Source organism: Alcaligenes sp. SDU_A2, assembly GCF_038237375.1.
GTDB lineage: Bacteria > Pseudomonadota > Gammaproteobacteria > Burkholderiales > Burkholderiaceae_B > Alcaligenes.
The window spans coordinates 231,035-245,194 of record NZ_CP151273.1; the positions used below are offsets into that span (position 1 = coordinate 231,035).

Annotated in this window: 10 protein-coding genes and 1 other annotated feature; of the genes, 5 read left to right on the forward strand and 5 right to left on the reverse strand. The window is 54.8% G+C overall.

From position 1 onward, the window contains the following. Positions 1 to 111: 111 nt before the first annotated feature. Positions 112 to 1,301 (forward strand): IS3 family transposase gene (locus tag AADW57_RS01065; RefSeq protein WP_341668219.1). Its coding sequence is split into 2 segments (ribosomal slippage): positions 112 to 391 and positions 391 to 1,301, totalling 1,191 coding nucleotides; the frame shifts between segments, so codons are not numbered across the junction. Then, positions 390 to 506 (forward strand) — a sequence feature (AL1L pseudoknot). Its footprint overlaps the gene before it by 117 nt. Positions 1,302 to 1,437: 136 nt before the next feature. On the opposite strand, the gene AADW57_RS01070 is transcribed toward AADW57_RS01065, so the two are convergent. The 5 genes from AADW57_RS01070 to dnaA all read right to left on the reverse strand — a co-directional run bounded on the left by AADW57_RS01070 (position 1,438) and on the right by dnaA (position 11,009). Beyond that, complete coding sequence (locus tag AADW57_RS01070; protein WP_341668220.1) at positions 1,438 to 4,935, reverse strand: DEAD/DEAH box helicase; 3,498 nt, start codon at positions 4,933 to 4,935, stop codon at positions 1,438 to 1,440. Further along, complete coding sequence (locus tag AADW57_RS01075) at positions 4,935 to 5,696, reverse strand: Hachiman antiphage defense system protein HamA (RefSeq protein WP_341668221.1); 762 nt, start codon at positions 5,694 to 5,696, stop codon at positions 4,935 to 4,937. The genes AADW57_RS01070 and AADW57_RS01075 overlap by 1 nt, the downstream gene beginning before the upstream one ends. 267 nt (positions 5,697 to 5,963) lie before the next feature. Continuing rightward, complete coding sequence (gene gyrB / locus AADW57_RS01080) at positions 5,964 to 8,417, reverse strand: DNA topoisomerase (ATP-hydrolyzing) subunit B (protein ID WP_341668222.1); 2,454 nt, start codon at positions 8,415 to 8,417, stop codon at positions 5,964 to 5,966. Positions 8,418 to 8,493: 76 nt separating this feature from the next. Then, positions 8,494 to 9,603: a DNA polymerase III subunit beta gene (gene dnaN / locus AADW57_RS01085; RefSeq protein WP_341668223.1), complete on the reverse strand. Its 1,110-nt coding sequence runs from the start codon at positions 9,601 to 9,603 to the stop codon at positions 8,494 to 8,496. Between the two features lie 2 nt (positions 9,604 to 9,605). Then, complete coding sequence (dnaA, locus tag AADW57_RS01090; protein WP_341668224.1) at positions 9,606 to 11,009, reverse strand: chromosomal replication initiator protein DnaA; 1,404 nt, start codon at positions 11,007 to 11,009, stop codon at positions 9,606 to 9,608. Positions 11,010 to 11,235: 226 nt separating this feature from the next. On the opposite strand from dnaA, the gene rpmH reads away from it, so the two are divergent. From rpmH to yidC, 4 genes are all read left to right on the forward strand, one after another. Then, positions 11,236 to 11,370, forward strand: a complete 135-nt coding sequence (gene rpmH, locus AADW57_RS01095; RefSeq protein ID WP_003800771.1) for a 50S ribosomal protein L34 — start codon at positions 11,236 to 11,238, stop codon at positions 11,368 to 11,370. Between the two features lie 47 nt (positions 11,371 to 11,417). Continuing rightward, the gene (locus tag AADW57_RS01100) at positions 11,418 to 11,786 is read left to right on the forward strand and encodes a ribonuclease P protein component (protein ID WP_445819162.1); all 369 of its coding nucleotides are present in this window, start codon (positions 11,418 to 11,420) and stop codon (positions 11,784 to 11,786) included. Then, positions 11,783 to 12,025, forward strand: a complete 243-nt coding sequence (gene yidD, locus AADW57_RS01105) for a membrane protein insertion efficiency factor YidD (protein WP_341668225.1) — start codon at positions 11,783 to 11,785, stop codon at positions 12,023 to 12,025. Before AADW57_RS01100 ends, yidD begins: the two co-directional genes overlap by 4 nt. A gap of 107 nt (positions 12,026 to 12,132) precedes the next feature. Next, positions 12,133 to 13,797, forward strand: coding sequence for a membrane protein insertase YidC (yidC, locus tag AADW57_RS01110; RefSeq protein ID WP_341668226.1), 1,665 nt, complete (start codon positions 12,133 to 12,135; stop codon positions 13,795 to 13,797). The last annotated feature ends 363 nt before the right edge of the window (positions 13,798 to 14,160 follow it).

Here is a 14,160-nt window from a genome sequence, read left to right on the forward strand (position 1 = left end):
CTGAAGGCATTTCCTCCCAGCCCTCAACACGAGGTACTTCATCCGGCATCTCAGCGAGTAGTGAGCCGCCCCGGGTTTCGTAGAGGCTCCTACATCTGAGAAAATGGAGCTATGAAGAAACAGAACAAGTTTTCACCCGAGGTACGTGAGCGTGCTGTGCGCATGGTGCAGGAGCACCGTGGTGAGTATCCGTCGTTGTGGGCAACCATCGAATCGATTGCCCCCAAGATTGGCTGTGTGCCACAAACCTTGAACGAATGGGTGCGCAAGCACGAGATTGATTCCGGTGTGCGTGATGGGGTGACCGGTGCCGAGCGGGAACGTCTCAAGGAACTCGAACGCGAGAACAAGGAGCTGCGCAAGGCCAATGAGATTCTGAAGCTGGCGAGCGCTTTTTTCGCCCAGGCGGAGCTCGACCGCCGATTGAGGTAATCCGGCGGTTTATTGACGAGCATCGGGAAACGTACGGGGTCGAGCCGCTTTGCAAGGTCTTGCAGATTGCCCCGTCGGGTTATCGACGTTATGCCGCACAACAACGGAATCCGCAACTGCTGTGTGCTCGCGCCAAGCGAGACGCATTGCTGACGCCCCAGATTTACCGCGTCTGGGAGCAGAACATGAAGGTCTACGGTGCTGACAAGGTCTGGCGTCAGCTTCACCGCGAGCAGCAAGAGGGGGCACGTTGTACGGTCGAACGACTGATGCGACGCCTTGGTATCCAGGGTGCCCGTCGCGGCAAATCGGTACGCACCACCGTACCCGACACGTCAGCGCCATGCCCACTGGACCACGTGAATCGGCAGTTCAAGGCCGACCGGCCCAATCAGTTGTGGGTGTCGGACTTCACGTACGTGTCGACCTGGCAAGGCTGGTTGTATGTGGCCTTCGTAATTGACGTATTTGCCCGTCGTATCGTGGGCTGGCGCGTCAGCAGTTCCATGCAGACCGACTTCGTGCTCGATGCCTTGGAGCAGGCGCTGTATGAGCGTCAGCCAGAGCAAACCGACGGCTTGGTCCACCACAGCGACCGGGGAGCTCAATACGTCTCTATCCGCTACACAGAGCGCCTCGCCGAAGCCGGCATTGAGCCCTCTGTGGGCAGTCGTGGAGACAGCTATGACAATGCCTTAGCGGAAACCCTCAACGGGCTATACAAGGCCGAGGTCATTCACCGTCGAGATCCCTGGAAAACCAAGGCATCGGTGGAACTGGCCACGCTGGAATGGGTATCCTGGTTTAATCATCACCGCCTGTTGGCACCCATCGGGTATATTCCCCCTGCGGAAGCCGAAGAAAATTAGTATCGGCAACTGACTGAAAAGGTCGTCATCGAGGTCTAACTTAAACCAACCAGCCTCCACGGAACCCGGGGCGGTTCAAACCAAGACTTTATCCAAGATTTAAGCAGTCGAAAGATTACTACTAAATAAACTCTGCTCAAATATCTATCAGGTCGTCCGGCCCAATGTACTCCAAGTGAATGCTGCCCGGCTCCGCCGTTGAAACAGCGATAGTCAATCCAACAGCGTTCTTGTTGAAAGAATAGGTTGCTTCACCTACTTTCTCATAATCCTCTGTGTACAACAAACTTTCCTTCCCTGGACCTCCTCCGATAAGCAACGGCAGGCCGGGAGGAACAGGCTCAGCATCCCACTTTACAGGAGCTGAGTACGTCTTATGCGACCAAGTTTGAACTTGGTTGTCGTCTATATGGGGCTGTATAAACTCAAGCCATAACTCGTGTGACTCAGAGGTAGGCCAGTTAGGGTTCCGCTGCAACACCTGTACAGCATCCAAACTAAGCCAGGACATCATGCCTCTCAACGAACCGAACGAAGCATTTGTGTCGTTCACAGCCTTAATAGCACCAAGACGTGACGAAAACCCAGCTTTAATGAGAGTTGCGGCAGCAACAGACATTGTCCCTGTTTCTACCGCTCCAACTGCACGACCTCCCTCGTAACTTGCTAATGTTATGTCTGTAGATAAGATATCTTGATGCGCTTCGGCACGTACTCGTACAGCCTCCATAGCCCATGGAAGGTTATACACAAACGCATGCTCGATAACAGAAAGTACTTCATTAGGGTCATCTGCTTCAATATTAGGAACAGGGTCTCCAAGTAACCATTGCTGAAGAATAACTCTCCAATTATTTGGCAGGCTTCTGGGTATAAATGGTGAAATTTTGAACACAATTTCTGCAAAACCAACAATTGCAATTATCGCTTCAGATGGCTCATTACAATCTATTGCTACATCGGCACGAAGCAATAACTCCTCCAGAAGCTCCGCCTTTTCATCGAGCTCCCTGCCAGCCGTCAACCCCACGCCAGCAAGAAAGTAGCCACGTCGCTGAGCAGGTGATGAGTTCGACCAAATGAAATTTGCACGAGCCTTCAACCCACCAACAAGAACTTTACGAACCCCATCTTGGCGATGCATAAGCCTACGCAAGAATAGGGAAGATGCCAGGACTTCATCCAGTTTTGACTCAACATCATTGTCTGCCACTGCAGTGTCGCTAAGCAAACTAAAGATTGCTGTGTCCAAGTACACTAAATGATTGGCCCAATCGTTTATCGCAGCTTCGGCCAAACTTGCTTTTTCTCCCTCTATAACAGGGAAATCCCACGCTCCTTGCCCCGCTACATATTCTAGAATTTCGGCGACACTCTCAGTTTGTAACTTCTTAGCTATCCGCTGCATCAGCGCTAACATGAGTCGGAGCAGTCCACTCTCCATTTCTCGACCAGCAGCGTTCGTAATTAAACCACTCCATGCCTTACGTCGTATCTGATGTTCATCAAACATGGGATAGAGTACGAGGCCCTCGATGTCCACGAACGCGCGGCCAGCACGGCCAACGACATTTCGGAACTCAGAGACATCTATCGTTTTTCCGCTTCGAAAATGGCCATGAAATACGAGACTGGTCGCTGACAGATTAAGACCTTGAGCTAGGGTAGGAGAAGAAATTGTCAGTCGCAAAACACCATCGCGAAGCAGCTTTTCAATTTCTTTTCTAAAAGGGGTTGGTAACTCTCCGTGATGTACAGCGACGCCAAGCCGCAGACATTTCAAAATCACATGGTCAGGGCCAAACCACTCAGCCCCAACAGATAGAGCAGTCGATATGGCCGACAGAGGCTGCTCAAGTACGGCGCCAATGAGCCCATCTTTGTTCAACTCAACAATCCGCCTGGCAAACGGAATGACCGACGCACGAAGTGGACAAAACACCAAAACCGACTGCCCCTCGTCCATTAATCGCCATGCGGTAAAAATGCATAGTTCAGTTTGAGTGGATGGATAAACTTTTGCGTTTTTTCGTTCAGTTAACGTTTTGCCGACCACAAATTTCTGAACGAAGGGGCGTTCATCCCCAACAATAATGTCCAGCCGAGCCGCCTTAGCTTCTTTGCTCCAATTAACTTCTCCATATCTAAGACGTGTCGGGCGCCAGTCGTTCTTAATGAGGCCCTCTGCAGCATCTGAAGTTAGCCAGGCCGTAAAATCTTCCAACTGACTACCATCTGGCAGAATGGCAGAAAGACAGACAATTCGACGTGAGGCAGCATCAGTCCGTCGCAATAATCGCTGAATTTGCGCCTCATAGCGAACCTCACGCTCGCCAAGGCCAATCATATGTCCCTCGTCAAGCACAACCAACCCAATATCGTCCAGAAGGTCTGGGTCACTGCGAAGCGCAAAATCCAGCTTCTCAGGCGTTGACACCACTATATGCTGCGTTCGCAGCACATCGACGTCTGCTCCGCTAGCTCCTATGCTGCCATATAGGCTGGATACGGTCTTACCGAGCGGAGCAAAAGTGCGACGAAGGGTTACTTCTGTCTGCGCCGAAAGAGCTCGTAGTGGCGTAACAAATATGACACGCTTCCCACGTGCAAGACAGGCTAGTATGCAAAGCTCAGCGATACGAGTCTTACCTGCACTGGTGGGCAGCGATACTACAAAACTCATATCGAAATTGAGTACGCGTCGCGCTGCATCAAGCTGAGAGGGCCATAACTCGACCTCCGCTCGTCGACGTCGGACTAATGAAGCAATGAAAAATTTTCTTAATTCGTTCCAATTACCAATCTCCGCATCAGGTGGCCCAACCGTCGGCAAAAGAACGTGAAAGCTTGTCTTCCATAGACCATCAATGATGTGAACTGCCAACCGATACACCCACCACTGATTAACTAAATTAAGCTCTCCAGCAACCCCAAGCCCTTTCCTCAGCCGTACTTTCGACCTTTGTACCAAAGCATCGTCCCCACGCTCAAGCGCAAGCAGTATTTGGGACATAGCGGCCATAAAGCTGCCATCCAGCGCAAGGGCCATCACCTCAACAACACTATCATCATTTGCATCCTCCTCTGCATCAGAGTTTGGATGGCTTAGCAACTCGAAAAGTGCCTCGTCTGTCCCCACACCTGTTCCGTGCCATTCAACAACCTCATACAAAACTCCATCGAGGTCCCGAAGCATCAACTTGGCAAGACAGCGCTCTATGGTCGAAAAATTCGAGTCCTCTAGGCCTGAATGCAAAAGTGAATATGCACGAGCAGAGTATCGGCCTAGATGATAAGATGCGGCCGCGACTAACCTATGAAAATCACGCTCCACGGTCATCTCTCCACGTGCGACTACAGCTTCAATCGCTTCAGCGGCAACCTCGAAGGCACGTCGCGCTACGCTCTCGTCTCCACCTAGGTCTAGATAACGAAGACCATGCAATAACAACGAGTATCCGAAAGATAACAGTTGGTCCGATAACCCCACACTAAATTTGGGACAATCCTCTGGCAGTACCCCCTCCCGCCAAATCATGCCTCGAGCTTGTCCCTTAACTAATAATTGGTCTCTAAAGTCCGCGGTAGTCGCCTCATCAATATTCGCTCTAAGCTCCTCCAGTGTTGCAGCCATCAGACCTCCACCGCATCAAAGACTTCATTGATAAAAGCCTTATGGTCTGACACCTGAATGCCAACATAATGCTGCTGCACTTTTCCCGTATACCCCTCTAAATTACGACTTAGCATATTTGAAGGATTAGTACCCGAAAAAGTAAACAACATATGGGTAACCTGAGATTTTTTAAATCCTCTCTTTAACTGAACATCATCTAAAGCGTCCTGCAGAGACTGATTACCTGTTTCACCTAAACGGTCTGCCACAAAACTAATCGCATGTGCAGACGGCAGCTCGCGAAAACCTGATAGGGCTTCACGAGCTTCATTAACTACTGAAGTCTTCAAAGATGCTCGGCTTTTCACTTCCGCCTTGAGAACTTTTAGGCTCTTGCCATTTTCCCCAAGGCTAAAGCCGAGTAAGTCTTCGCCTCGCATCGACATATTGCGATGGTCTTTCCAGCGTAGACGCTTAATCCCAAGAGTAAACTCCGTTGTTTCGGAAACGAAAGATGAACAGAGAATCTCACCTAAGTCGCCAGACTTTATAGGAAGTGAAATTGGGAGTTTTTCTGCTAAATACTTTGCCGCACTTTCTCGTCCGAGACGCCGCAACAAATCTGCGATTCGACTATAAGACGCATAGTGCTCAGGCACAGAACCAGCGACAAGCCCTACCGCGTGAGCTCTTTTCAAGGGCTCAGCAGTCAAAATCTCTAATTTATGCTTCGACAAAGGTAGTTTTTTACAGTCACACCATTCTGAAAATCGCGTCATCAGTCACCTCTCCGCTTAAACTCCGTCAACTCTTGTAACATACAAACAATTACTAATACTACTTTGCCTAAAAAACCAAACGTTTGATAACTCATTCAAAGCTGCTTCGGCTACACAAATAGCCTAGTATGAGACTCTTAAATAGCAGAACAGGTTGTTTAAGCTCTAAAAAAAACGGCTACCTTAGGTAGCCGTTTCTTCAATTTAGCGCGAGTGGCCAACTTATCTCACGACAATTGGCCAACTATTCTCAAAACCAACACTCGATCAAATATCCAGATTCCCCGCCTGCAAGGCATGGGTCTCGATAAAGGCGCGGCGCGGTTCGACGTTGTCACCCATCAGGGTAGTAAAGACTTCGTCGGCATGCATGGCGTCGGCAATCTGTACGCGCAGCAGGCGGCGCACGGTGGGGTCCATCGTCGTTTCCCATAACTGCGACGGATTCATTTCGCCCAGGCCTTTGTAGCGCTGTTTGCTCAGGCCACGTTCGGCTTCGGACAGCAGCCACTGCATGACTTCGCGGAAATCATCCACTTGCGATTCGCGTCGCTTGTCGCCTTCGCCACGGGCAATGGTCGCTCCGTCGCCGATCAGGCCGGCGAAGGTTTCGCCGGCGCGCGCCAGAATATGGTGGTCGCCACCGCGTACAAAATTGCGGTCAAAAACCGTCACGCGAATATTGCCATGATGCAGGCGCTGCACGATAACGCGCCAAGCCTCGCTGGTCTCGTCAAACGCCGCAAACACCTTGACCACATGCGGGGCCGCCTCGTCAAACAGAGCCTGTTGCAGATCCTGCGCGCTTTGCTCGGCCTGCTCCTGGCTGTCCAGGTTCAGCTTTACGCCCTCGGCCAAGGCCGACAAGGCGTCGCCGTCCATGTGCCGGGACAGGCGCTCCATGACACCCTTGGCCTTGACGTAGCGGTGCGCATATTCGGACAACGGTTCGCCGCTGATCGGTTGCGCACCCGCAGACGGCGTCAGCACGGCATCGCGCAGGGCCAGTTTCAACATGAACTCCGATTCCTCGGCATCGTCCTTCAGATACATTTCCTCGCGGCCGACCTTGACCTTGTACAACGGCGGCTGAGCAATATAGACATAGCCGCGTTCGATCAGCTCGGGCATCTGGCGATACAGCAAGGTCAGCAACAAAGTACGAATGTGCGCGCCGTCCACGTCCGCATCGGTCATGATGATGATGCGGTGATAACGCAACTTCTCGATGTCGAAATCCGGACCGATACTGGTGCCCAGTGCCGTGATCAGAGTGGTGATCTGTTCGCTGGAGATCAAACGGTCGAAACGCGCTTTTTCTACGTTCAGCACCTTACCGCGCAGCGGCAAAATAGCCTGGAACTTACGGTCCCGGCCTTGCTTGGCCGAGCCACCGGCGGAGTCACCCTCCACAATGTACAGTTCGCACAGCGCCGGATCTTTTTCCTGGCAGTCGGCCAATTTGCCGGGCAGGCCGGCACCTTCCAACACGCTCTTGCGACGCGTCATCTCGCGGGCTTTACGGGCCGCTTCGCGGGCACGGGCCGCTTCGATGATCTTGCCGCACAAAGCCTTGGCATCGTTTGGATTTTCCAGCAACCAGGTTTCCAGGGTGCGGGCCACCGCCTCTTCGACGGCCGGACGCACTTCGCTGGACACCAGCTTGTCTTTGGTCTGGCTGCTGAACTTGGGTTCAGGCACTTTGACCGACAGCACGCAAACCAGACCCTCGCGCATATCGTCGCCCGATGTATCCACCTTGGCCTTCTTGGCCAGTTCGTTATCGGCAATGTATTTGTTGATGACCCGCGTCATGGCCGCGCGCAGGCCGGTCAGGTGCGTGCCGCCGTCGCGCTGCGGAATATTGTTGGTAAAGCACAATACAGTTTCCGCGTAACTGTCGTTCCATTGCATGGCCACTTCGACCGTGACCGGCGTGCCGCCTGCATTCGATTCGGTGGTGACATTAAAGACGTTGGGATGCAGCGCGGTCTTGTTGCGGTTGATGTATTCGACAAAACCCTTGACCCCGCCCAGAAAAGCGAAGTCCTCTTCCTTGCCCTGAATTTCATCAACCAGGCGAATCTTGACGCCATTATTCAAGAAAGACAGTTCGCGCAACCGCTTGGCCAGAATGTCGTGGTGATACTCTATCTGCGTAAAAATCTGCTCGTCGGCCAGATAACGCACGCAGGTCCCGGTACGTTCACCGGCCTCGCCGGTCACACCCAGAGGAGCCGTGCGTTCGCCGCGACGGAACTCCAGTTCGTGGACCTTGCCGTTGCGCCAGATGGTCAGACGCAACCATTCGGACAGGGCGTTCACGCAGGATACGCCCACGCCGTGCAAACCGCCGGACACCTTGTAGGAGTTCTGGTCGAACTTGCCGCCGGCGTGCAATTCGGTCATGACGATCTCGGCGGCGCTGCGCTGATGCTCGTCGTCTTTGTGGATGTCGGTCGGGATGCCCCGGCCGTTATCGCACACCGAAATACTGTTGTCCGCGTGAATAGTGACCACGATATCGTCACAATGGCCCGCCAGGGCCTCGTCGATCGCGTTGTCCACCACCTCGAACACCATATGATGCAGACCTGTGCCATCGGACGTATCGCCGATGTACATGCCTGGTCGCTTGCGCACGGCCTCCAGGCCTTTGAGCATTTTGATGGAGTCGGCACCGTAATCGGCCGGCTGGGTGGTCGTGGTTTGATCGGTCATAGCGTAAAACCTTGTAGTTGCCTGTCTGCTTCAAGCCGGCACGGCCCGACGGGCCGCGCCTGTGTGGACGCACGCATCAAATGCGCATCGGCATGACCACGTATTTGAAGGCTTCTTCTTCGGGCAGCATCATCAACACCGAGGCATTGGCGTCGGGCTGCACCGCCCAGCGGACAGTCTCGTCTTTGATATTACTGAGCACATCCAGCAAATAACTGACGTTAAAGCCCACATCCAGACTTTCGTGCTCGTAATCGATATCCAATTCTTCGACGGCTTCTTCCTGCTCGGCATTGGAGGCCGAGATCTTGAGCTGATTCTGGGACAACTGCAGGCGCACGCCGCGCAGCTTGTCGGTGGTCAGAATGGCGGCGCGTTGCAAGCTGCCCTGCAAAAGATCGCGGCTGACATCGAAATGACGTGTGTAATTGGAAGGAATCACACGCGCAAAATCAGGGAATTTGCCCTCGACCAGTTTGGAGATCAGTTCGACATCGCCGAAACGGAAACGGATCTGACCGCTGGCCACATCGATCTGCACAGGGTCATCGGTTTCGGCCAGCAGACGCTGCATCTCCAGCACGGTCTTGCGCGGCACGATGACATCGTGGCGTGCTTCTATACCCTCGATGGCAGTGGCGTTATGGGCCAGGCGGTGGCCGTCGGTGGTAACGGTACGCACAAAACCGGGCTCGAACACAAACAGCATACCGTTCAGGTAATAGCGGATGTCCTGCTGAGCCATCGCAAAATGCACCGTATTGAACAGGTGCTTGAGCGTGCGCTGTGGCAGGCTCAGGGACACGTCCCATTGCTCGGGCTGGTTCAGGGTAGGGAAGTCAGCGGCCTCCAGTGTCTGCAACTGGAAACGGCTCTTGCCGGACTGAATGGTCAGCTTGCCGCTGTCCAGACCCAGCTTGACTTCGCCGAAGTCGGGCAGGGCCTTGAGGATATCCAACAGCTTGCGCGCGGCCACCGTTGTGGCGGCCGTATCCGCGCCCACGCCAAAATCGGCACTGGTGGTAATCTGCACTTCCAGGTCGGTTGCCAGGAAGGAGACGTCCGGGCCGTTCTTGCGCAACAGAATATTGGCCAGAATGGGCAGGGTATGGCGGCGCTCCACAATGCCGACAACAGTGGACAAGGGCTTGATCAATGCGTCACGGGTCGCTTGAACGAGTTGCATGGTCATCCTTTGAGAGTTTGTTCCAGTACGTGTAATGCGTGATTCAGTTCGGCCTGCTTGGTGCGCGCATCAGAAATCTTGCGCACGGCGTGCAGCACCGTTGTGTGGTCCCGACCGCCAAACAAGTCGCCGATCTCGGGCAGGCTCTTTTGGGTCAGTTCCTTGGCCAGATACATCGCTACCTGACGCGGCATGGCGATATTGGCCGGCCGACGCTTGGAATACATATCGGCGACCTTGATCTTGTAGAAGTCGGCCACGGTCTTTTGTATGTTTTCTACCGTGATCTGGCCGTTGGAGACCGACAACAGATCCTTCAGGGCGTCCTTGCAGACCTCGACCGTCAACACTTCGCGGCCATGGAAACGCGCGTAGGCAGACACTTTGCGCAGCGCGCCTTCCAGTTCGCGCACATTGCTGCGCAAGTGCTTGGCGATAAAGAAAGCGACCTCTTCGGGCATGGTAATGCCTTCGGTCTGGGCCTTGCGCAGCAAAATGGCTACCCGCATTTCCAGCTCCGGCGGCTCGATTGCCACCGTCAGGCCGGAATCAAAGCGCGAGATCAGGCGGCTGTCGATATTGGCCAATTCCTTCGGATAGGTATCCGAAGTGATGATGATCTGCTTGCGCTGCGCCACCATCGCCTCGAAGGCATAGAAAAACTCTTCCTGGGTGCGATTCTTGCCGGCGAAAAACTGAATATCGTCGATCAGCAGCAAGTCCAGCGAATGGTAGTAACGCTTGAACTCGTCGAAGGCCTTGCGCTGATAGGCTTTGACCACGTCGGACACATATTGGTCCGCATGGACATACCGCACCCGAACGCCGTTGCCATTGGCCACCAGCGCATTGCCGATGGCATGGATCAAGTGCGTCTTGCCCAGTCCCACGCCGCCATAAAGGAACAGCGGGTTATAAGACACGCCGGGATTTTCGGCGACCTGCAGCGCCGCGGCGCGCGCCAGCTGGTTGGCTTTACCCGTGACGAAATTGTCGAAGGTCAAGTCGGCATTCAGACGAGAGCGGTCCTGCACCGCTTCGGCTGCCGCCGCCAAGGCCGGATGGGCAGAAACCGGGGCCGGTGTCGCTGTCGGGGCCGACTGGCCTGGCTCGGGCACGGGTGCCGTGCGATCGGCCAGGGCACGACGCGGCACCGCGCTGGCCGAGGGCAGCTCGAACTGCACGGTAACGGGACATTCGTAGAAATCCGAGGCCAGCTCTTCGATACGTGTGGCGAAATTCTTGCGGACCCAGTCCAGTTTGAAACGGTTGGGAGCAGAAACGCGCAACACCCCGGCTTCGTGATCGAAGTCGAGCGGGACCAGTGGACGTATCCACGCGCTTATCTGTTGGGGGGGAAGCTCCTGCTCCAGTTTCTGGACGCAGGACTGCCAGAATTCATTCATCGGTCTTCACTTCAGTAAACCTCGATTCTACCCTGTCCGGCCACAAGTTATCCACAGGCCATGCAAATATGTTTGGGGGTACATCGCTAAACAATTGACATGACACAAAAAATTTGCTGAAATGGTGGGCTTAACACGATTTTCTGTTGCCAGATCCCTAAAGATTCTGCTTTGGGGGTGGAAAAATTTCTGCGATTTCTGGCGGCTCTTTTTCTTTGGACACACCATGAAACGCACCTACCAACCCTCTGTTACCCGTCGCAAGCGTACCCACGGTTTTCGCGTTCGCATGAAAACTCGCGGTGGCCGCGCTGTTCTGAACGCACGTCGCGCCAAGGGTCGCAAGCGCCTGGCTGTATAAGCCATATCGGGATGCGTGGCTAGCGTCCCGTTACCGCATTGCACATCATGCGTGCCTCTTTTCCAGCCACGGCTCGCTTACATAGCCCCACCGAATACGCTCAGTCCCTCAAAGGGCAACGCGTAGGTCGCGGGGCTTTGTTCGTGGTTACCCGGTCGCGCAACGATACGCTCGAACATCGTGCCGACGGCGCACGCCTGGGGCTCATCATCCCCAAACGCTTTGCCAATCGCGCCGTTACCCGTAACACCATCAAACGCATCATCCGCGAGACCTTTCGCCACAAGCGCCTGCTTTTGCCCGATGCCGACTACGTCTTTCGGCTGCACGGCAAAGTGCCGCCCGTCTCATTGACAGCCTTAAAGCTGTTGGTAAGGGATGAAGCCGACAAACTGCTTTCCCGAGCACGGCCATGATGCGTAAACTGGTGTCGGCTCCGATCCGGTTCTACCAGTTCTTCCTGAGCCCGTGGATAGGCAGGAACTGCCGCTTCACCCCCAGCTGTTCCAATTACACCTTGCAAGCCATCGACACCCACGGTCCCATAAAAGGGCTCTGGCTGGGCGGGCGACGCATCTGCCGCTGCAATCCCTGGTGCCGGGGCGGCCACGATCCCGTGCCGCCACGCACCCCGGACCCGCGTGACACACCCTGACCCGTCCTGGCCGACGCCTTGTCTTAACGGACAAATCCCCTGTTTGCCGGCCAGCTACGTTAAACTGCTAAGCTTTTGCTCAGCTTTATAAATGTGATACAGGCGCTATGGATATCCGACGCACCATCCTTTGGATGATCTTCTCGTTTTCACTGCTGCTGCTGTGGAACAACTGGCAGGAATACAACGGCAAACCGTCGCTGTTCGCCTCTACGCCGGCCACTTCGCAAACGCAGGCAGCCCCCGAGCCCGCCGCCAATGGCAGCGTTCCTGCCGGACAGCAGCCCAGCGCCCCTGCCGCGCTGCCGACCAGCAGCGGCGTCGTGTCTCCTTCAGCCCAGACGGTGGAAATTACCACGGACGTCTATAAGCTCGGCTTCAGCACCGAAGGCGCGCAACTGGTCAAGGCCGAACTGCTCAAATACGGCTCGCCCGAAGCACCGGACCAGCCCATGTTGTTGCTGGACAATTCCGCCAGCTCCATCTATTTGGCCCAATCAGGCATGGTCGGTATCGCAGGCCAGAACCTGCCCAACCACCTGACGCCTTTTACGTTGGTATCGACCGAACGCGCCCTGACCGGCGACACGCTGAACGTCGTATTCGAAGCCACCTCTGACAACGTCAAGGTCACCAAGACCTATACGCTGCACAAAGGTCGCTACGACATCCAGGTACGCCACGACATCCAGAACCAGAGCGGTGCGGCCATTACGCCCTCGCTCTACCTGCAACTGACTCGCGACGGCAACAACCCGCCGGACTCCTCGCGTCTGTACAGCACGTTCACCGGGCCTGTGGTCTACTCCAGCACCGATAAGTTCCAGAAAATCACCTTCTCGGACATCGACAAGAACAAAGCCACCTATGCCCACAATGTCGACAACGGCTGGATCGGCATGGTGCAGCATTACTTCGCCACCGCCTGGGTGCCCGCCCAGAGCGTCAAACGCAGCAACGAAGTCCTGAAACTGGGCAACAACCTGTACGCTGTGCGCACGCTGGAACCCGTGGGCACGATCGAAGCCGGCCAGAGCAAGGCTGTGGACGCCGCCCTGTGGGTCGGTCCGCAAGACCAGAAAGCCATGGCGCAATTGGCGACCGGCTTGGATCTGGTGGTGGACTACGGTTGGCTGACCATTATTTCCAAGCCTCTGTTCAAGCTGCTGACCTGGTTGCATGCCCTGCTGGGTAACTGGGGTTGGGCCATTGTCGCCCTGACCGTGCTGATCAAACTGGTGTTCTTCCCACTGTCGGCCGCCAGCTACCGCTCCATGGCCAAAATGAAGCACTTTGCGCCGCGCATGCAAGCCCTGCGCGAAAAGTTCGGCGACGACAAGGCCAAGCTGAACGCCGCCATGATGGAAATGTACCGCACGGAAAAGATCAACCCACTGGGCGGCTGCTTGCCCATGCTGGTACAGATTCCGGTGTTCATTGCCCTGTACTGGGTGCTGTTGGGCAGCGTGGAAATGCGTGGAGCCCCGTGGATTCTGTGGATTCACGACTTGGCTGCGCGCGATCCGTGGATGATTCTGCCTGCCATCATGATGGGTACCATGTTCCTGCAAATCAAGCTTAACCCCACCCCACCCGATCCGATGCAGGCCAAGGTCATGATGCTGATGCCTCTGGTCTTTGGCGGCATGATGTTCTTCTTCCCGGCCGGCCTGGTGCTGTACTGGTGCGTGAACAACATCCTGTCCATTGCCCAACAGCGTTACATCATGGTCCAAATCGATAAGCAAAACGCCAAAGCGGCCAATAGCTGATCGCTCGCCCGCCTAGCAAAACCCGCCGCACATCGGCGGGTTTTTTTTGCGCCTGCACCGCTAGCAACCGGACACTGTCCGGCTCGTCGACATCAGCCATGCCCAGGCAGCGCCACGACGCGCCACCACACCAGCCAATGGGCAATCGACCTGGCGCACACAGCAACACCGTCGACCTACACCACGTCTCGGTTTCAAAACCTTTTTTACACATTGGACATTTTGTCTGGCTATGATCAATAGGTAAACCCGCCCTGATAGCAAAAAGCTATTCTTTCGCTAAGATCATTCAATTTAACTATTTAAGGCAAGACGCGTAGACTGGTTCCAACTTCTTAAAAACGACCTGCCCTTAGGGACGGG

Excerpts from the sequence above, each read along its gene's own strand:
- AADW57_RS01070 (WP_341668220.1), bottom strand. The coding sequence starts at position 4,935 with ATGGCTGCAACACTGGAGGAGCTTAGAGCGAATATTGATGAGGCGACT.
- AADW57_RS01075 (WP_341668221.1), bottom strand. The coding sequence starts at position 5,696 with ATGACGCGATTTTCAGAATGGTGTGACTGTAAAAAACTACCTTTGTCG.
- gyrB (WP_341668222.1), bottom strand. The coding sequence starts at position 8,417 with ATGACCGATCAAACCACGACCACCCAGCCGGCCGATTACGGTGCCGAC.
- dnaN (WP_341668223.1), bottom strand. The coding sequence starts at position 9,603 with ATGCAACTCGTTCAAGCGACCCGTGACGCATTGATCAAGCCCTTGTCC.
- dnaA (WP_341668224.1), bottom strand. The coding sequence starts at position 11,009 with ATGAATGAATTCTGGCAGTCCTGCGTCCAGAAACTGGAGCAGGAGCTT.
- rpmH (WP_003800771.1), top strand. The coding sequence starts at position 11,236 with ATGAAACGCACCTACCAACCCTCTGTTACCCGTCGCAAGCGTACCCAC.
- AADW57_RS01100 (WP_445819162.1), top strand. The coding sequence starts at position 11,418 with ATGCGTGCCTCTTTTCCAGCCACGGCTCGCTTACATAGCCCCACCGAA.
- yidD (WP_341668225.1), top strand. The coding sequence starts at position 11,783 with ATGATGCGTAAACTGGTGTCGGCTCCGATCCGGTTCTACCAGTTCTTC.
- yidC (WP_341668226.1), top strand. The coding sequence starts at position 12,133 with ATGGATATCCGACGCACCATCCTTTGGATGATCTTCTCGTTTTCACTG.